The sequence below is a fragment of the Actinomycetota bacterium genome (genome assembly GCA_030018275.1).
Classification (GTDB): Bacteria; Actinomycetota; Aquicultoria; order Subteraquimicrobiales; family Subteraquimicrobiaceae; genus Subteraquimicrobium.
Genome location: JASEGB010000008.1, coordinates 47,131 through 66,058, shown reverse-complemented (window position 1 = coordinate 66,058; position 18,928 = coordinate 47,131). Strand labels below are relative to the sequence as shown.

Annotated in this window: 20 protein-coding genes and 3 tRNA genes; 18 read left to right on the top strand and 5 right to left on the bottom strand. The window is 43.8% G+C overall.

Going from position 1 to position 18,928, the window contains the following annotated elements:
- Positions 1–2: 2 nt before the first annotated feature.
- The 12 genes from QMD66_04805 to gltX all read left to right on the top strand — a co-directional run bounded on the left by QMD66_04805 (position 3) and on the right by gltX (position 10,560).
- On the top strand, positions 3–302 hold the full coding sequence (locus QMD66_04805; protein MDI6822170.1) for a transcription antitermination factor NusB: 300 nt from the start codon (positions 3–5) through the stop codon (positions 300–302).
- Positions 303–385: 83 nt separating this feature from the next.
- Positions 386–1,024: a methyltransferase domain-containing protein gene (locus tag QMD66_04800; GenBank protein ID MDI6822169.1), complete on the top strand. Its 639-nt coding sequence runs from the start codon at positions 386–388 to the stop codon at positions 1,022–1,024.
- Positions 973–1,173 (top strand): hypothetical protein, encoded by a 201-nt coding sequence (locus QMD66_04795; GenBank protein MDI6822168.1) that lies wholly within the window; start codon positions 973–975, stop codon positions 1,171–1,173. The genes QMD66_04800 and QMD66_04795 overlap by 52 nt, the downstream gene beginning before the upstream one ends.
- A gap of 116 nt (positions 1,174–1,289) precedes the next feature.
- Positions 1,290–1,988, top strand: a complete 699-nt coding sequence (gene rpe / locus QMD66_04790) for a ribulose-phosphate 3-epimerase (protein ID MDI6822167.1) — start codon at positions 1,290–1,292, stop codon at positions 1,986–1,988.
- Positions 1,989–2,385: 397 nt separating this feature from the next.
- Complete coding sequence (ribD, locus tag QMD66_04785) at positions 2,386–3,510, top strand: bifunctional diaminohydroxyphosphoribosylaminopyrimidine deaminase/5-amino-6-(5-phosphoribosylamino)uracil reductase RibD (GenBank protein ID MDI6822166.1); 1,125 nt, start codon at positions 2,386–2,388, stop codon at positions 3,508–3,510.
- An 81-nt stretch (positions 3,511–3,591) separates the two neighbouring features.
- Positions 3,592–4,239 (top strand): riboflavin synthase, encoded by a 648-nt coding sequence (locus tag QMD66_04780; GenBank protein MDI6822165.1) that lies wholly within the window; start codon positions 3,592–3,594, stop codon positions 4,237–4,239.
- Between the two features lie 4 nt (positions 4,240–4,243).
- Positions 4,244–5,452 carry a bifunctional 3,4-dihydroxy-2-butanone-4-phosphate synthase/GTP cyclohydrolase II gene (locus QMD66_04775; GenBank protein ID MDI6822164.1) on the top strand — a complete coding sequence of 403 codons (1,209 nt, stop codon included), beginning with the start codon at positions 4,244–4,246 and terminating at the stop codon, positions 5,450–5,452.
- Positions 5,453–5,532: 80 nt separating this feature from the next.
- Entirely contained in the window at positions 5,533–5,994 is a 462-nt protein-coding gene (gene ribE, locus QMD66_04770) for a 6,7-dimethyl-8-ribityllumazine synthase (GenBank protein MDI6822163.1), read from the top strand.
- Positions 5,995–6,026: 32 nt separating this feature from the next.
- Positions 6,027–6,404 carry a phosphomannose isomerase type II C-terminal cupin domain gene (locus tag QMD66_04765; protein ID MDI6822162.1) on the top strand — a complete coding sequence of 126 codons (378 nt, stop codon included), beginning with the start codon at positions 6,027–6,029 and terminating at the stop codon, positions 6,402–6,404.
- 21 nt (positions 6,405–6,425) lie between these two features.
- Positions 6,426–7,727 carry a radical SAM protein gene (locus QMD66_04760; protein ID MDI6822161.1) on the top strand — a complete coding sequence of 434 codons (1,302 nt, stop codon included), beginning with the start codon at positions 6,426–6,428 and terminating at the stop codon, positions 7,725–7,727.
- 148 nt (positions 7,728–7,875) lie between these two features.
- Positions 7,876–8,700 (top strand): SAM-dependent chlorinase/fluorinase, encoded by an 825-nt coding sequence (locus QMD66_04755; protein MDI6822160.1) that lies wholly within the window; start codon positions 7,876–7,878, stop codon positions 8,698–8,700.
- A gap of 252 nt (positions 8,701–8,952) precedes the next feature.
- On the top strand, positions 8,953–10,560 hold the full coding sequence (gene gltX, locus QMD66_04750) for a glutamate--tRNA ligase (protein MDI6822159.1): 1,608 nt from the start codon (positions 8,953–8,955) through the stop codon (positions 10,558–10,560).
- 185 nt (positions 10,561–10,745) lie between these two features.
- On the opposite strand, the gene QMD66_04745 is transcribed toward gltX, so the two are convergent.
- Positions 10,746–10,822: transfer RNA gene (locus QMD66_04745), tRNA-Glu, on the bottom strand.
- Between the two features lie 3 nt (positions 10,823–10,825).
- A tRNA-Gln gene (locus tag QMD66_04740) sits at positions 10,826–10,900 on the bottom strand.
- A 515-nt stretch (positions 10,901–11,415) separates the two neighbouring features.
- Between QMD66_04740 and QMD66_04735 the strand changes: the two genes are divergently transcribed.
- Together QMD66_04735 and QMD66_04730 are read left to right on the top strand one after the other, a co-directional pair.
- Positions 11,416–11,751 carry a hypothetical protein gene (locus QMD66_04735; protein ID MDI6822158.1) on the top strand — a complete coding sequence of 112 codons (336 nt, stop codon included), beginning with the start codon at positions 11,416–11,418 and terminating at the stop codon, positions 11,749–11,751.
- Positions 11,752–11,769: 18 nt separating this feature from the next.
- Positions 11,770–12,294, top strand: a complete 525-nt coding sequence (locus QMD66_04730; GenBank protein MDI6822157.1) for a DJ-1/PfpI family protein — start codon at positions 11,770–11,772, stop codon at positions 12,292–12,294.
- 1 nt (position 12,295) lies between these two features.
- On the opposite strand, the gene QMD66_04725 is transcribed toward QMD66_04730, so the two are convergent.
- On the bottom strand, positions 12,296–12,973 hold the full coding sequence (locus QMD66_04725; GenBank protein MDI6822156.1) for a hypothetical protein: 678 nt from the start codon (positions 12,971–12,973) through the stop codon (positions 12,296–12,298).
- Positions 12,974–13,105: 132 nt separating this feature from the next.
- On the opposite strand from QMD66_04725, the gene QMD66_04720 reads away from it, so the two are divergent.
- From QMD66_04720 to QMD66_04705, 4 genes are all read left to right on the top strand, one after another.
- Positions 13,106–13,366 (top strand): hypothetical protein, encoded by a 261-nt coding sequence (locus QMD66_04720; GenBank protein MDI6822155.1) that lies wholly within the window; start codon positions 13,106–13,108, stop codon positions 13,364–13,366.
- Positions 13,367–13,471: 105 nt separating this feature from the next.
- The gene (locus QMD66_04715; GenBank protein ID MDI6822154.1) at positions 13,472–14,011 is read left to right on the top strand and encodes an HNH endonuclease; all 540 of its coding nucleotides are present in this window, start codon (positions 13,472–13,474) and stop codon (positions 14,009–14,011) included.
- Between the two features lie 120 nt (positions 14,012–14,131).
- On the top strand, positions 14,132–14,413 hold the full coding sequence (locus QMD66_04710) for an acylphosphatase (protein ID MDI6822153.1): 282 nt from the start codon (positions 14,132–14,134) through the stop codon (positions 14,411–14,413).
- Positions 14,414–14,478: 65 nt separating this feature from the next.
- Positions 14,479–14,554 (top strand) — tRNA-Arg (locus tag QMD66_04705).
- A gap of 201 nt (positions 14,555–14,755) precedes the next feature.
- Here QMD66_04705 and QMD66_04700 read toward each other — a convergent pair.
- Both QMD66_04700 and QMD66_04695 read right to left on the bottom strand, forming a co-directional pair.
- Positions 14,756–17,185, bottom strand: a complete 2,430-nt coding sequence (locus tag QMD66_04700; GenBank protein MDI6822152.1) for a GAF domain-containing protein — start codon at positions 17,183–17,185, stop codon at positions 14,756–14,758.
- 197 nt (positions 17,186–17,382) lie between these two features.
- A complete protein-coding gene (locus QMD66_04695) occupies positions 17,383–18,891 on the bottom strand; it encodes a hypothetical protein (GenBank protein ID MDI6822151.1) in 1,509 nt (502 codons plus the stop codon).
- Between the last annotated feature and the right edge of the window lie 37 nt (positions 18,892–18,928).

The following is an 18,928-nucleotide window of genomic DNA, read 5'->3' as shown; positions in this document are numbered from 1 at the left end:
CTTTGGATTGGATTTTAACCCGCTTTTACCCGCCAAAGCCGAGCAAGATTCAAGAGAAAGCCTTGGATATCCTTAGGCTTGGTTGTTATCAAATTCTTTACCTCGATAAGATTCCCAATCACGCCTTCTGCAACGAAACTGTCGAATTAGCCAAGAAATACTTTCACCCCGCTATGGGGAGTTTCGTCAATGCGATCCTGCACAGGGTCATTCGAGGCAGGGAAAAACTTCCCTGGCCCGACCACCAAGATGACCCATTGGGTATATCTCCTTTAAGCATTCCCACCCGTGCTGGATTGTAGAGATGTAGGTAAGGGATTTCGGTTTTGAGGAGACCGCTTTACTGTGCCAAACAAATGATGTTCGCCCTCGAATGGTTATTCGAGTGAACACCCTCAAAATTTCCCTCTCAAATTTGGCTCGTCGCCTTGAAAGTGAAGGACTTAAAATTAGCTCAAGTTGGTTGCCCGAAGCCCTGATTGTCGAGGATATGGGGAGTGTAACCGAGCTCACAGAATTCAGAGAAGGGCTATTCTTATTACAGGATGAGAGTTCCATCTTGGTTGGTCATATAGTAGACCTCAAACCCGGGGAGGTTATTTTAAATACTTGTGCAGCCCCGGGAGGAAAGACCACTCACCTTGCTCAGTTAATGGGGAATGAGGGAAGGATAATCGCCGTGGACATCCATCAAAATCGCTTAGGATTGGTTAGGGATAATTGCTCACGCTTAGGTATCAAAAACGTCCAAATCATTCAAGGTGATTCCACAAGGCTTGGAGAGATTGTGGAATCACCCGTGGATAGAGTCTTGGTGGATGCCCCTTGCTCGGGATTGGGTGGCTTAGCCAGGCGACCCGATGCTAGATGGCGGAAAACTCCTCGGCAGATTGATGAACTTTCCCTTCTACAATCGAGACTGTTGGATTCGGCTTCAAAATTTTTAAAAGAAAGGGGGTGCTGGTGTACTCCGTGTGTACCATCTCGAAGAGGGAAAGTGAGCAGGTGGCGAAGGAATTCTTGAAAAAGCATCCTGAATTTTCCCTTGAGGATATCTCCTCTTTCTTTCCTCCCTCCTTAAGGGCTGAAATGCCTCTTAAATTCATTCAGCTCTTGCCCCATAGGCATGGAACCGATGGTTTATTTGTTTGTAGATTTAGAAAGGAGAGTTAGTTGGGAATTCGGGACTTGGAATTTAGGTTCGGGACAAGATAAGAGTTAGGCAGAAAGTTCTTGAAGGAAGGAAAACTCAATGTTAAAATTACTTTTACCTTAAGAGAGGAATCCCTATGGTAAAAAGGGTAAAGATTGCTCCCTCAATTTTGTCGGCGAATTTTGCATGCCTGGGAGAGCAAGTCAAGCGAGCTGAAGAAGCCGGAGCGGATTACATCCATATCGATGTCATGGACGGTCATTTCGTGCCCAATATCTCCATCGGTCCCTCCGCAATTTCTGCTATCAAGCGGTATGCCAATATCCCCTTTGATGTGCACCTGATGATCGAGAACCCAGAATTCTTCATCGAGGATTTCATTGAAGCTGGAGCCAATCTCCTCTCCGTCCACTTTGAAGCCTGTACTCATCTACATCGAGTAATCCAGAGGGTTAAGACTTATAGTAATCTAGGTGTTGGAGTAGCCCTAAATCCTGCAACAACTCTAACAAATCTCATCAACATTCTACCGGAGATACATTTCGTGGTCATTATGTCAGTTAATCCTGGTTTTGAGGGACAAGAGTTCATTCCTCAAACCCTAGAGAAGATACGTCTTCTTAAAAATATGATTGAAGAGCGCAATCCTTCGGTAGCAATAGAGGTTGATGGAGGGGTTTCTCAGAAGAATGCCCTGGATATCGTAAAGGCGGGGGCGGATATCCTAGTTGCAGGTTCTGCCATTTTTAACCACATTGATATCGGCGAGGCCATAAGGAACTTAAGAAAAGTAATTTCCCCTGCCTGTCGGCAGACAGGCTTGCCTAAGCTGTAATCTTTTGTTATAGTTTTTGCAAATGAAATATGGGAAACCTTCGGGGCAGGGTGACCTACTGCCAAGCTACTTTGCTCTAAGTGAGGAAGAGAGTGGCAGCAAGTATTGGTGGTGGGAAGTCCCGACCGGCGGTAAAGCCCGCGAATCCCATTTGGGCAATTAGGTCACTAGGTTATTGGGTGAATAAGAATAATATACCAATTACCAAATAATTAGCACTAGTGCTTAAGGTGGGGTGGATCTGGTGACCCGAAAGGGAATTCCAGAGCCGACAGTATAGTCTGGATGGGAGAAGGTTCCTTGAGTATTGGCTATTGCCAAGGACCTCTCCTTGGCATTTCTTTTTAATAAGAGACAAAAATATTGGAATGGCTATTTTAGCTGTGAGGGAATTCTCATGCATGGACAATACATGAGGCGGGCAATCGAGCTAGCAGAGAAGGGGCGAGGAAGAACCAGCCCCAATCCCCTTGTGGGAGCGGTAATAGTTAAGGATGGAGCAATAGTGGGGGAAGGTTTCCACACCAGAGCTGGGGAGCCTCACGCTGAGATAAACGCCCTTAATGAAGCTCAGGAGGAGGCAAAAGGGGCTACGATGTATATAACTCTGGAACCCTGTTGTATTTATGGAAGAACTTCTCCCTGCACTGAAGCGATCATTGAGTCTGGAATTTCAAGGGTTATAGTGGGATTAATCGACCCCAATCCCAAGGTTTGTGGAAGGGGTATCGAGCAGCTTAAACTCAAAGGAATCGACGTCGAAGTGGGCATTTTAAGCCAAGAAATCGCTCATCAAAATGAGATCTACATTAAGTACATAACGACGGGTTTGCCCTTCGTTTTAATGAAAGTGGCCATGAGTATGGATGGGAAAATTACGGCAAAAAGAGGGAGTGCTACCCGGATAACGAGTGAGAAATCCCGCAAGGAAGTCCATCGCCTCCGCGGTGAATACGATTCTATCATGGTTGGAATAGGAACCGTTCTTCTGGATAATCCCCTACTTACGGTGAGACTTCAGGGTGGAGAAACACATAATCCCATTCGCATCATCATAGACAGTAAAGCAAGAATCCCCCTGGATTCCAAGATAGTCAAAACGGCTTCAGAGATTCCCACAATTCTGGCCGTTGCTAATGCTGATGAAGAAAAAATTCAAACTCTTCGCCAATACGGGGTTGAAGTTCTCCCCGTCCCCAGAAAAGATGGAAGAGTTGACCTGGTCAAACTCATGAAGGAACTGGGAGAAAGGGAGATAACCAGCGTTCTTTTGGAAGGAGGTTCGCTGCTCAGCGCATCGGCCATCAAGGCTGGAATCGTGGATAAATTTTTGTTCTTTATCGCTCCAAAACTCATAGGAGGAGATGATACCCCTGGAGTTATAGGCGGAGAAAGCATTGAAGCCATTGACCAGGCACCCAACCTTAAAATAACGGACGTGAAAAGGGTCGGCGAAGACCTGATGATAGAAGCCTACCCTAAGAAGGGAGTAAGTCTAGAGGGAGTAAGTCTAGAGGGATAAGTCTAGAGTGAAACAAGAATTCTTCTTTCTCTTTTCACTTATGACTCATAACTCATCCCTATCTTTCAAGGGAGTTGTGGTATGTTCACGGGCATAATTGAGGAACTTGGAGGAGTTAAAGCACTCACGAAAAGCGGAGGTAAATGCACTTTGGAGGTATTTGCCCCAAAGGTGACGGAGGATTTGAAGATTGGAGACTCCATCGCTGTAAATGGAGTCTGCCTCACGGTTACCGAGCGAAGGGGGAATGGATTTCGAGTGGATATTTCGCCCGAGACGCTGGAAAGGACGAATCTGGGCGAGTTAAAATCCGGAGATGTCGTGAATTTGGAAAGGGCTTTGAGATTCCATGATCGTCTCGGTGGGCATATGGTAACCGGGCATGTTGATGGTGTAGGAGCAATCCTCAACAAAATTAGGAAAGGTAATGCAATTATCCTTAAGATCGAGGCTCCGTCTCAAGTTAGTCGATATTTAATACCGCAAGGCTCAATTGCGGTAGATGGAGTGAGTCTGACCATAGTCGATATTTCTACTTCCGCTTTCACTATTTCCATTATTCCCCACACGGCAAGGGTAACAACATTGGGTTTTAAGGGTCCAGGTCTCAAAGTAAATTTGGAAGCGGATATTTTCGGAAAGTATATCGAAAGCTTCTTAAGAAAATCGGTTAAGGGCAATCTAACTTTAGAAACGCTTTTAAAACACGGTTTTACTTCAGGGGGGTGAAGAGGTGGCTTTTAGTTCCATCGAAGAAGCGATCGAGGAGATAAAAAGGGGTGGGATGGTCATCGTAGTGGATGATGAGGATCGTGAAAATGAGGGAGATTTCTGCGTGGCTGCGGAGAAAGTTACCCCTGAGGCTATAAATTTCATGGCCAAACACGGGAGAGGTCTCATTTGTCTACCCTGTACCCTCGAGAGATTGGACCAGCTTAAAATCCCCACCATGGTTCCCAACAATACATCATCTCATGAAACTGCCTTTACGGTTTCCATCGATGCGAAGCACAACACAACTACGGGCATATCCGCACGCGATAGAGCAATCACCATCCGAACGGTCGTAAATCCTAAGACCAAGCCGGAGGATATCTCCATGCCCGGTCACGTTTTCCCGCTTCGAGCCAAAAGAGGCGGGGTTTTGGAGAGAGCCGGCCATACCGAAGCAGCCGTGGATTTGGCAAAATTAGCGGGACTTTTCCCAGCGGGTGTCATCTGTGAGATCATGAATGAGGATGGAACCATGGCCCGGGTTCCCCAATTGGAGAAAATCGCAGGAAAATTTGGTCTGAGGATGATAACCATTGCAGACCTAATTAGATTTCGCCACCGCACCGAGAAACTCGTGAAACGCATCGCGGAGGTAAATCTACCCACAAAATATGGGATGTTTACAGCTATCGGTTATGAAAGTATTTTGGATGGAAAATGCCATTTAGCACTGGTCAAGGGGAAAGTTGAAGGCGGAAATGATATCCTAGTTCGAGTTCACTCTGAGTGCTTGACCGGAGATGTATTTCGCTCCCTTCGCTGCGATTGTGGAGGTCAATTGGAGGAAGCTTTAAAGAAGATAGCTCAGGAGGAGCGCGGAGTCTTTCTGTACATTATAGGACAGGAGGGGAGAGGCATAGGACTTGTCAATAAACTCAGGGCTTATGAGCTTCAGGAAGAAGGGAAGGATACAGTAGAAGCGAATAAAGAGCTGGGTTTCCCGCCAGACCTCAGGGACTATGGCATTGGGGCTCAAATATTGGTCGATTTGGGCATCACATCGATGCGTTTAATGACCAATAACCCCAGAAAGATAGTGGGATTGGAGGGTTATGGTTTAAAGATCACCGAAAGGGTACCGCTGGTTGTACGACCTAGTTTTCACAACATCGACTACTTACGAGTCAAAAGAGATAAATTAGCTCACCTATTTGAGCTAGAAGACTAGTCGCTCGAAAAAGCAATTCTTAACTCACTGCAGGCGACGATTTTTGAGTAACCAGGGTCGATAATGGAAGGGAGGAAATCATGAAAATTTATGAAGGGAAACTTATTGCGCGGGATTTTAAATTTGGGATTATCGTCAGTCGATTCAATGAGTTTTTAAGTAAAAGACTTTTGGAAGGGGCAATGGATGCCCTCAAGCGACATGATGCTCGGGATGAAAACATCGAGGTGGTTTGGACTCCGGGTTCCTTTGAGATACCATTGATCGCCAGGAGGATGGCCCTCTCCAAGAGATACGACGGTCTCATCTGTCTGGGGGTGATTCTTCGGGGTGATACCCCCCATTTTGAATACATCTGCAGCGAGGTAGCCAAGGGCATTGCCAAGATAAATTTGGATACCGGTGTCCCCATCTCCTTTGGGATAATTACCGCCGATACCATCGAGCAAGCAATAGAGCGCGCTGGCACTAAATCCGGCAACAAGGGTTGGCAGGCAGCCATGTCCACCATTGAAATGGTCAATCTTTTGAAAATTTTATAGATCGAAGGTTTGATTTTGATTTGCGCTATAATGTGAATGAATATGGTAGAAGAATGAAGGTGGTGGTCATGAAGGTCGATAAGCCTTGGGGTCATTTAAACATTTATGCTCTCAATAAAACCTGTTCCGTGAAGCTCATCACCATACAACCCAATCAAGAAACCAGTTTGCATTGGCACAACTTAAGGAGCGACACCTGGGTGATACTGGACAAGGGTTTAAGGGTTCAAATCGGCGATGAGATCCACGATGCCAAGGTGGGTGAAGAGTTTTTCATCCCAGCGGGTCAGGTTCACCGCATATCCTCCAAGGGAAAAAGGGGGAGGATATTGGAGGTTGCCTTCGGCTATTCCCTTGAGGATGATGTCCACAGGCTCGCAGATGATTATGGAAGGGAATTGGAGATTTAAAATTAATGGATGGTGATTATTTTGAAGTTAGAAATTATCCAACCCTATCACCCAACGAATGTGAGGTTATTTGGAAAGATGTATATGAGTTCCTTAACTCCACCCATTTTAGCTGGGTTGAATCCCCCCGACGTTGAAGTCTCCATCACCGATGAGAATGTGGAGGAAATCGATTTCAATAAACCGGTTGATCTGGTTTGCATTACCACTCTTACCCCAAGTGCCCCCCGGGCCTATGAGATCGCCGATGAGTTTCGCACTCGAGGGGTAAAGGTAGTGATGGGAGGCGTTCATCCTACCCTCGTACCGGAGGAGGCAATTGCCCATGCCGATGCTATTATCCTGGGAGAAGCGGAGGGAGTCTGGCAGAAGATGCTCGATGATTTCAGAAGAGGGAGTCTTCAAAAATTCTATCGTTCAAAGAAGAAACCCGATCTGACGAATCTGTCAAGGCCTCGTCGAGATTTAATGAATGAAAAAGCTTATGTGAATGTCCCCAAAGTAGAGACATCAAGGGGCTGTCCCTTCAACTGCAGTTTTTGCTCTACCACGACTTTTTTCGGTAACAACATCCGCTATCGACCCATCCAGGAGGTTGTACAAGAGATAAAGGATTTGAAGGAGAGGTTTATATTCTTCACCGACAATAATATTGTGGGAAATCCCAAGTATGCTAAGGAGCTTTTCAAAGCCTTAATCCCTTTGAAGATAAAGTGGATAAGTCAAGGTTCCCTCAATCTGGCAAAGGATTGGTCCTTGCTAAAGTTGGCTGCAAGCAGTGGCTGCGTTGGAATACTCATGGGTTTCGAATCCCTGGTGAACGAGGCCATCGAAGCCATGGGCAAAAAGGTGAATAAGATAATCGAATACGCAGAAGCCATTCGCAGGATACACTCCCAAGGAATAGGGATTATTGGTTGCTTTGTCTTCGGGTTTGATGAAGAAGATCCGGGTGTATTTAAAAGAACCGTGAATTTCATCAAACGGTTGAATATAGAGGTTCCCCAACTTACTGTGTTAACTCCCTATCCGGGAACTGCTCTCCGCGAGAAGTTGGAGGAAACCGGACGCATTCTGCACAACAGGTGGGAGAAATATGACACTACTCACGTGGTGTTCCATCCCAAGCTCATGTCACCCGAGGAATTTCGAGCCCATTATGATTGGGCCTGCCAGAAGGTTTACTCCTATTGGGCAATCTTCATGAGAATGCTTAAATCCTTACGGCACCTGCGTTCCATATACAAGTTTTTTGTATTCTGGCAAATAAATGTGGTCTACCGAAGGCTTTATCAGATTAGCCTAAGAGATCACCATCTGTAAGTTTTCCCGAGCATCTTGCCTAGACATAAATCTACAGGCTGAGTCGTAACCTGGACTATTAACGAGTTAGGCTGACACCTTAGACATTAGGGAAGGGTAACACACTTTAACCATTTTATGTTCATATGAAAGGATTGAGAGGAGACAAATGGGACCCATTATAACATTCTTAAGCGATTTTGGCTTAGCTGATGGATGGGTTGGAGTCTGCAAAGGTGTCGTGAAGGGGATTGCTCCTCACGCTGAGATCATCGATATTTCTCACGAAGTTCCAAATTTCAATGTAAAGAAGGGTGCTCTACTACTCGCTAGTGCAGTTCCCTTCATGCCCAAGGGGATTCATTTAGCCGTAGTCGATCCCGGTGTGGGAACCAAGAGGAGGGCTATAATAATCTTGACCAAAAGGGGAGATTACTTGATAGGACCCGATAATGGGCTGCTCATTCCCACAGCTCAAAGATTAGGAGGGATTAAAAGGGTTGTCGAGATAACCAATGAAAGATATATGCACAAACCAATTTGCCCCTCCTTTCACGGAAGAGACATCTTCGCCCCTGCTGCTGCTCACCTAGCTGCAGGGAAGGATATAGATGAGTTTGGACCGGAAATCGATATAAATGACCTTGTCCAAACCCCTTGGTCCAAAGCAAGGATTTCAGGAGAGGAAATAATTTGCGAGGTCATTGATGTAGATAAATTTGGAACCCTTCGCTTAAATGTAACCCTACATGAGTTGATGAAATGTGGCATAAGATTGAAAAACCAAATTTTGGTAAAATGGGATGAGAAGGGTATAATCCTGCCCCTTTTGAGGACTTTTGGCGAAGTAAAGGCTGGTGAGCTCCTCTTATTGGTGGATTCATCTGATCATCTTTGTATTGCTGTAAACCAGGGAAGTGCCTCCGTCAAGTTAGGATTAAAAGTTGGGAGTAAAATTACCCTGATAAGAGAGCGTGACCCGTTGTCAAATTGAAACATGGACATAATCACTATAGCTAGACATAAATCTCAATTGAGCTCATCTCAAATTCAAAATCCAAAATGAAAAGTGCAAAATGACAATCCAAAATTTAAAATGGTTTAAAAAATAACAATTTTACATTTTGATTTGTGATTTTTATTTTTGATTTTTACATTTTGCATTGACCTGATAAACAGCGTGGTGGAAGAAACTCCCGTGAATGAATTATGTCCAGGGTTAATAATTACTAAAACGGTGGGATGCATGAGTAAGAAAAAGAAAATCTCCGACGAACTGGATATCTACAAGTCAATCAGAAAGCCGATGCCCCCTCCCACGAAAGTAATTCCCGACAAAAGACGCAAGCTCGAGGAAGAATGGCTCGAAAAACAAATAGAACAAGATCTGCGACAGGCAATAAGGGACAAAGGGCAAGCCGTCCGTGTCCGCTTTGCTCCCAGTCCCACCGGTTATTTGCATATCGGAGGAGCCCGAACAGCCCTCTATAATTGGCTTTTTGCTCGAAAGAATAAGGGAAGTTTCATTCTCAGGATAGAGGATACCGATCGCACTAGATCGACGGAGGAAGCGATAGAAGTGATCATTTCCTCCTTAAAATGGCTCGGTCTGGATTGGGACGAAGGCCCCTATCGCCAGACCGAACGATTCTCACTCTATCACGAGGCTGTCCAGCGTTTGCTCGATGAAAAAAAGGCTTACTTTTGTTACTGCACTCCAGAGGAGCTTGAGACTCGACGCGAGGAAGCTCTCAAGGCGGGCATCCCGCCTCGCTACGACAGAAGATGCCGAGCTTTAAGTTCTGAGCAGAGGAGGGTGCTCGAAAGGGAGCGAAAACCGGCTATAAGATTTGCTTGTCCCCTTGAAGGGGTAACCACCATATCCGATCTCATTCGAGGCGAAGTTCACTTCGAGAATAGACTCCTCGATGATTTCGTCCTTCTTCGAGCCGACGGCAGCCCAACCTATAACTTCGCCGTAGTCGTCGACGATAAAGCCATGGAGATTACCCACGTAATTCGGGGAGAGGATCACCTGCCCAACACACCAAAACAGGTTCTTCTATACAACGCTCTGAACTCGGAACCTCCGCTATTTGCGCATCTACCGATGATTGTGGGACCTGATCGGAAACCTTTGAGTAAGCGTCACGGAGCTACATCCATTGAAGAATATCGAAATAAAGGATATCTACCGGAAGCGATGGTCAACTACTTAGCTCTCTTGGGCTGGTCTTTAGATGAGAAAACCACCTTGATAAGTAGGAATGAACTGATCGAGAAATTTTCTCTGGAGAGGGTATCGAAAGCCCCAGCCGTTTTTGACATTGGAAAACTTGAGTGGATGAATGGTTATTATATCCGCCATGCTCCAGTTAAGAGGCTTGCGGCCGAGATTATTCCCTTTCTTGAAAGAGCGGGCTATTTAGCTGAGGCGCCGGATAAAAGGAAAATGAGCTGGTTAGAGAGGCTTGTTTTTTTAGAGCAAGAGAGGATGAAAAATCTCGCCGAGGTCGTTGAGCTCGCGGATTTCTTCTTCAAGGATGTGGAATGGGATCCAAAATCCGTTGAAAAGATCTTAAGTGCTCCTGAAGTACCCAAGGTTTTATCAATGGCTACAGAGAGGTTGGAATCTTTGGATAGGTTCGATTCAGGGGGGATCGAAAGGACCCTCAGGTCTCTCCAGAACGAGCTCGGACTTCACGCGCGAGAGGTTTTTCAGCCAATAAGGGTTGCGGTTACCGGAAGAATGGTGAGCCCACCCCTCTTTGAAACCCTTGAACTTTTAGGAAAGAGGCGCGCGATAGATCGCCTAAGGAGAGCACAAAAAATCCTGCCACGAAGCTCCGTTTAGATTTCCCAAAGTTTGTCTCCTCTTTCCATAATATGCTTACCATCTAAAAGTAGGGCCGATGAAGCCCTATACCTAGCAAAGCAGAGGGGAAAGAACCAGGTTCACTTTTACCCCTATCCGTATAGGCAACGCAAAAAATCCCCCCGGGCGTAATTTCCCGCTTTTTGAAAATTTTTTAGTATTGTTGGTGGCGCATGCGGGAGTCGAACCCGCGATCTCCGCCTTGAGAGGGCGGTGTCCTAGGCCACTAGACGAATGCGCCCTGTGGCTGGGGAGGCAGGGCTCGAACCTGCAACCTCCAGATCCAGAGTCTGGCGTCTTACCATTCGACCACTCCCCATCTCGGTCTGGTGCTAACCGATCTCGCTAGTGAATCCTCACTTAGAATATCATATGGTAGTTAAGCAGACAACGAGTAAATTTTAGTGCGGTAGGAAAAATCAGGACTGAGAATAGCTTTCTTAACTGTGACATGTGAAGACCTGAGAGGGTTGAAAGCCAATGCATTCCGAGATCTTCTCGGCGGAGTTGCTTACACTCCTCTCAGGTCTTCATTATTAATAATCGGCTAATTTAACTTTTATATAAAATAGCTCCGGGTAACTTTCAGAGTGCCTTCTTTCGAAGTTTCTCCTACTCGCTTCCCGGAGCCAATTTTTAAATTATACCCTTCCATCGATGAAGTCAAGGAAATTATTTACAAATTGATAAAATTTTAAAAATTATTTACCACGCAAAGCCATCTCCAAAATTTTTGATAAACAAAAAGGATAATCGCATGTATTGAAGAAATAATTTGTATTATTAAATAATTTTAAAACTTATTTAATCAAAATTTAAGGTGGGAGGAGCAATATGAAATCTTACATTGAAACAGTGCACTTTGTTTCCCTGGTAATTCAATTTGTTGCTCTTTATTACGCCTATCTCTCAAGAAAGCTCATTCCCCCGGAATTCAAAGCTCTGGATTTTGTGATCTTGGCGATCTTCGTCCAGTTTTTGCGAAGGTTGATGAATTTTTTGGTTAGCTATGCTCCCAGATTAAGTGTTTTCAATGTTTTCCTAGATCCCGCACTTGGGTTACTCATATCGATATTAATATTTATAGCATTTCGTGAGATATACCAGGGGCTTGTAAGTGCGCAGAGGAAAGAGCAGGTTAAGACAGCTGATATAACCGATATTAGATAAGGAGGGGATTTAAAGACAATGCCGGATTTGGCTGGAAAACGGATATTGATGGTGATAGCTAACAGGGATTTTAGAGATGAGGAATATCAAAAGCCCAGGACTATTCTCGAAAAAAGTGGGGCCCAGATCTCAGTAGCTTCCTCAGAGCGTTCCCCAGCAATGGGCATGTTTGGCTTGCGGGTGGAACCCGATATTCTTCTCGATGAAGCAGATGTAAAGGATTTTGACGCTGTGATCTTCGTTGGGGGTTCAGGTGCTTCTGAATTCTGGCACGATCCCCAAGCCCATGAAATTGCACAAACGATAGTAAAAGCTGACAAAGTGCTAGGGGCAATATGCATCGCCCCAGTAACCTTAGCTAATGCTGGAGTTTTAACCAGCAAAAAGGCGACGGTTTGGCCATCAGAAGCCGGTAAATTGACGGCGAAAGGTGTCTACTATACAGCGAGCAAGGTCGAAGTCGATGGGAAAATCATCACAGCAGATGGTCCGGAAGCCGCTGAGCAATTTGGGGAAGCATTGGCAAAAGCTCTGGCTCATTAAATCACTTTCTTTTGGCGAAATATTTTTCCAATTTTGCTGGTGCAGCAGCCGCTTTTATCACATTTATTAATTCTCCCACATCTATATTATCCAACGGTACCATCAATGTTACTACACCTTTATGATTGAGGTACCCTCCTTCCTTTAGTTGCAAAATTTGGTTGAAATTTTCATAGGAAATCACTCGCATCAAATGATATAAGTTCTGACTGCGGATAGCCGCTTTTAAGATATCGCAACTGATATTATCGCCGACTATGAACAACCCGGCATTCTCATTTCTTATTCTGCTTTGCTGAGTAGCAAGCTCACTTACATACTTACGGGCCTGATTGAAATTGAGACCGTCCTTTATTGCCTTCACGATGATGGTCATCCCGGTAGTTGATCTCCATAGATCACCCAAATTCACATCGAATTCCAACCTTTTGCCTATGGAATTGATGACCTTTCGGTAAACGCTGTGGGACTCTATCTCCGAAATCGATGGTATCTCCTCAAATCCCGATTCCTCTCGATCTGGCTCAGCTAATTTTTTCCTAAGCACTCGAATGTCCTCGGTTAGCACCTCTTTGGCATCCATAGTCAGAATTTTCGCAATTCGCGGATTTTTGACCTTTAATTTAATACCAAAGAGTTCCAAAACTTCATAGCCTTCATTGTTTTTTGATGCATCCATTTCCCATCCCTCCCAAATAGTTCCTCATTTCAAACATTTACTCGGCATTGGAGAAAAAGAGCTTTAATATCGCCGTGGGATGTCTTGAGGTATTTCGTTAGTTAATGATAAAGTTAAATAAGGTGATGGCTGATGAAAAAATATTTCAAGCCCAGGGATGGCAAACCGGTTCATAAAACAGAGGATGTTGAATGTTTACAGAAAATGCTCACAGAACTCAGGGGCGATAAAGTGGTGACTACCATATATTCTTCCACCACTGGGAACTGGCGATATGTAATAGTATCCCAATCCCAAATAGCCAAGAGAAGGATAACGGGACTGGGTCATATATATTTTAAAGAAGATTTACTCAATAGAATAAAGGAATTCAAGGAAAAGACCCAGTCTTAGATTCAGTCTTAATATCATCTCATCTAGAGGATGGGGAAGAGATGACTCGAGAACTTGACAAGTTTTGGGATGCTATTATAGAGAAAAATAAAAAGGAGCTTAAAGGTGATTGTGGGGAAAACTTTAATTTTAAACGCCAGTGCGGAGCCCCTCACTTTTGTACCAGTTAGACGGGCAATAATTCTGGTGCTTAAAGAAAAAGCAGAGGTTATAGAGGAACATGTGGAGAAGCGTATTCGCTCTGAAAAACGTGAGTATCCATACCCACTGGTGATTAGATTAATTAAATATGTGGAAATTCCCCGCAGGCTTCGCGGAATAGTTACCAATTCCATACTTTTTGCCCGGGATCACTATACCTGCCAATATTGTGGACGTCATAAAAGTGAATTTAGAAAGGGGGAGTATTTAACTCGAGAGCACGTAAAACCCCTCTGCAAAGGTGGTACAGATACCTGGGATAATGTAACCACTGCTTGCTCAGCTTGCAATTATTTGAAGGGAAATAGGCTTCCATATGAGGCTAAAATGTATCCCAAGGCCACTCCCTTTGAACCTCGATACATTGTCTTGGTCCTATTGGAGCAATCAGTCGACCCCGTGCAGCGTAGATACATAGAACCCTTCTTGAAACGCATCCACTGACGATAGTCTAGTTCTCCCAAAAAGTAGAAATAGGTCTTTAGACTCCAATTATTTTATGTAGAAACAGGTCTTTAGACCTGTTTAAAAGAACAGACTTTTACCAATTGATGGATAAAGAAAATGTCAAAAGTTCGCGCCCATGTTCTGATAGAAGGCAGAGTTCAAGGTGTTTTCTTTCGCTCTTATACTTGTCACCAGGCTGAAAAGCTCGATGTAGCGGGTTGGGTGAGAAATTGCTCTGATGGCCGAGTGGAAGCTGTTTTTGAAGGGGAGGAGGATAAAGTTCGCAGGATGGTGGACTGGTGTCATATAGGTCCACCCGAAGCTCATGTCAGAAATATTGATGTTCAGTGGGAAGATTACACTGGCGAATTTGACTCCTTTTATATAAGATATTACTAGTTCCCAAAAAAGTAGAAACGGGTCTTTAGACCCGTTTGATTTGGATTAGATAGAGTATAAATTTTGCGCTTGTAGCTCAGGGGATAGAGCGTGGGACTCCGGATCCCAAGGTCGCGGGTTCAAATCCCGCCAAGCGCACCAAGTAACGTTAATTGATCGCTCATTCCAAATGGTTGTAAATCTTGTAAACTGCCGCAGATTTGAAACCGTGACTAGGGGGTTTGCCCGTACGGGCAAGCATTTGGGGCAGCCTCCCGATTTCATCGGGGGCGTCCTAGGGGCGGAGCCCTGGAAGGAGCGAAGCGACTGGAGCGTGGTTCAAATCCCGCCAAGCGCACCATTCTAAGTTGGGGGTGAGGAGTCGGTAGTAGTCTTTAGATACATTTCAGGGGGTTCGCTTGATTCTCTTCGCAGTATCCTCAAAAATGCCTCGACTACGGTAGGATCAAATTGGGTACCTGAGTAATTTCTAAGTTCTTCGATTGCTTCCTCAATACTTAGTGCGGAGCGATAGGGACGTTCTGAAACCATCGCATTGAAAGCGTCAGCCACAGCAATAATCCGCGCTCCTAGAGGAATTGCTTTTCCAGCTATTCCTTCTGGGTAACCCATACCATCGAAATGTTCATGGTGATAAAGGATGAGTGGTATTGCCCCTTTCAAGAACTCCAATGATTTGAGGATGTTGACACCTATGAGGGGATGTAGATTGACCAGGGCTCTTTCCTCGGGAGTTAATTTACCCGGTTTATTCAGAATAGTACCATCCAACCCTATCTTGCCGATATCATGGAGCATACTCGCAATCCGAATGCTTTCGATCTCGCTCTCGGGTAAGGAAAGCTCCTTGGCAATGGCTATGGCGTACCTTGTAACCACCTGTGAGTGTCCGAAGGTATAATGATCCTTCGCTTCCACCGCAGCAGCTAGGGCGGAGATGGCACCCAAGAAGGTCATCTCCAAATCCTTGTATAACCTCGCATTTTCGATAGCTACAGCCACCTGGGCAGCAAATGAAGAAATCAGATTCAGATTTTCCTTGGTGAAGGGTTCTTTAGAAGTTTTACGATTTACACTTAAGACTCCGATGACCTTTTCTTTGGCTTTAAGGGGAACGGAAAGGGCGGATATAATCTCATCGCGTCGCAAGAGCTCTTTAAAGCGCCCATCTTCCGTGTCCGTTATGATCAGGGGCTCACTCGCCTTCACTACCCAACCAGCGATCCCTTGACCAACCTTCAACCTTGTCTTTCTCTGGAATTGGGGCTCAATGCCTCGAGCTGCTTTAATAGTGAGCGTCTGCGTCTCTTCGTCTAGAAGCATTATTGAACCTGAATCCGCTCCGGTTACAAGAAGTGCTTGATCAATAGCTTGATTCAAAATATCCTTTATATCCAACTCCGCACCCAATGAAAAAGCCAGCTTATTAAGGGCGCTGAGCTCTAAAATCCTTTTCTCTTTCTCTTCAAATAGCTCCGCATTCTTTATGGCAACTGCCACTTCAGGAGCTAAAACCCCCAAGAATTTCAAATCTTGAATGGTGAACATATCCCCCGATCGCTTTTCACCCAGTACTAATACCCCGATGAGGTTACTTTCCGCTTGTAAGGGAACCAAAACGGCTATTTCCAATTCCCTCAGGATATCCTTTTCCTTAGACTCTTCCATTAATTCATCGGCCACAATTATCTCTTTGTCTTTAATCAAACTGGCTACTTTCCTCCAGGAGGAATTCAATATTCTTCCGTATCCAATCGTTTTTACATGGATGATATCTCCATTACTCGTTAGGACAAAAGCTGCTTTGCCTATCCTCATCTCACTTACAATCATCTTCAACATCGAATTTAGCAGGTCATCGAGCTTCAATGTGGAACTCATTATTTTACTCAGCTTGCCCAATAGCTCTTGGGGATCATACATTTCCTTGAAGAAGATTTTATCCGTATATTTCTGCAGAAACCTTCGCAGAGGCTGGAATCCAAAGGCAACTGCAAATCCAGCAATGATAAACAATGTGTCTCGATTAATGTGCAAAGTGGTTTCATAACCGCGCTTTAGGAAGAAGATTATTGAAATGTAAATGGCACCTATAGCTAGAACTAATAGTGAGTAAACCACACTTCTGGCCACAACCAACCTAATATCCATGAGACGATACTTAACAATCGCATAAGCAGTGAAACCTACTAAAAATACAACGAAATAAGGACCAAACTTAGCCAGAGGATTCATGCCAGTTATTACTGGGAGAATTAGATTAGTTATCATCCCGATTCCAAGAAAAAAGAAAAAACCAGCAAATAAATACAAAAGTTGAATTTTTCTTATCCCCTGGAACTTGAAAAATTTTATGCCAAAATTAATAAAAGTAGCTCCAACAATACTCGAAGCCCAAATCAGCACAGGTATGAATAAGTATCCAGAAGCAATATTAATGCCCCAGTTAAAGTATTGGATTTCCTTGACAACTAAATCAGTGAAAAGGGTTGCCAGGATAAAAAGAAAGCCGATAAAAAAGTTTCCAAACTTATACCATGGAGGGAGCCAAACTTTCCTTTCTGGGAAAACCATAGAAAAATGAAATATGGTCATTCCCATTGAAACACCTGCGGCCATTACTATACGATTCCACAAAAGTGCTGCGCTATAACTCAGATGTAGATCAGATATATAGAGAGATAATATCCAAATGGTAATGCTAAGCGTCAGAGCAGCAAAAGCTCTGTGGGTACTACTTCTCCTATCTCTGAAATAGACAAATGATCCCATAATCACAATGGAGATTATTATTGCGCATAAAATACATAAATGAAAAAAAGGAAGAGGCAACTTTGAAATCCTCCTTTCGCAATTATCACATTAATTATCGGTATCAATTGTCAGGTACTTTAGGGGTTGCTTAAATTTGAGAAAGCCATAAAGCGGGAGGGTGAGAGGGATTTCGTCACAAAACTCGTTCATTTTTATCAAATGATGCGTTTTTGTTTAATTCTCCCAACATCTTCAGCAAATGGTCCTTGACCAAGCTTATAAATCTTAATTAAAGGATCGCAAGATTGGGGATTATCTTGGTACGATTTACGAAAATCATCGTTCAATTCCAGGAGCTTTTCTAAGAAAATATTATGATATAACTTTACCATTTCATCTTTCGGTTCTATACCTTCTCTCAACTCCACAAAAATTATAAAGCGCATATTTTGTTTTTCACCTTCCTCAATTGATAGCTTAAAATTATTGATTTCTTTTATTGCCTTTTCTGAAATAGCCTCCTGGATATCTTCGGCATAGATATTAGCACCATCGATTGAAACAGCGTCTCTCCGACCGAAGCAGTAAAAGAAAGGCAGACGCCAGATAGTTTTGTATCCCATTTGAGAAAGAAGTGAGATTACATCGTACCCATGCAAGTGAAGTATTTCTACCATTTTGTCAAAGGAAACCACTCCTCCTCGGTCATGAATATTGTAGCGGACTAATGGAATACCACTCTTGGCGGTAAGCACAATCTCACCATCAATTTCCTCTATAAAGTAGCTCATGGGTACAAACTGCATTAAAGTCGGCAATCGGATGCCTTTGAATAGTTCTACGCATAACTTCTCATTTTGGGAAGCCAGCTTTTTAATTAAGATAGTGAGTGCGGTTTCAAAACCAACCATTCCAGAGCCAGTATCAGATGAACCAAAAACACTAGTTACTCCAAGAAGATCATCCTTAGCTATCCCTAATCTTTCCTTAACTTTCTCACGCCAAGCTTCTGTGAATGGCTCACCCCCCGTTTGAATTCTTATCCGCATTTCTTGCCACTTGATCCCTGTTTCCTCTCCTTTTGATATAAGATGTTCAGTAAAAGGCGGGTAGCCAATTATTAAGATTTGGTCGTATAGCTTACCGAATCTCTCAATTAGTTCTAAAGCACTTTTAATATCAGACCCGGGGGAAACAATAGTTAGTTTATAATCGTCCTTTAATGCTATTTGTTTTAGATTTGTTGTGATTGTGATTCCAGCAACCCACGTACCCATAGCGAGAACGTTGACAATCAGTGTTGAATGCCTCAGATCAAGAAGATAGTTGTAATAAAGATCAAAGTATGCAGGTATCATTTTGTCCTTACTCGCTAACTGCGGCCAGTAAAATGGTTGTCCTGAATTTCCCGAGCTACGGTAAATAATGTCCATCATACCCAAGGGTTCTAAACAGAGTTCCTCAAATGGGTATTTCCTAAAATAATTCTCCTTGTCTGTAAGAGGAATTTCCTCCCAGTACTTTATTTTCCTAGGATCAATACTGTGCTCTTCGAGAAAATATTGGTAGGCTGATACCTTTTGAGCTGCCTCACGGAATACTGCTAAAGCATTTTTCCTTCCTAGCTTTTCTAAAAGCTTTGCAGGAGCATTTGAAAGGAACAAGTTTACTCTTTTGGGATTAACCATTATTAAATTTTGCATTAAACCTCCAAATTTTGACATTAATATAACTCCCCTTCCAAGTAGTTATCGCAAACAA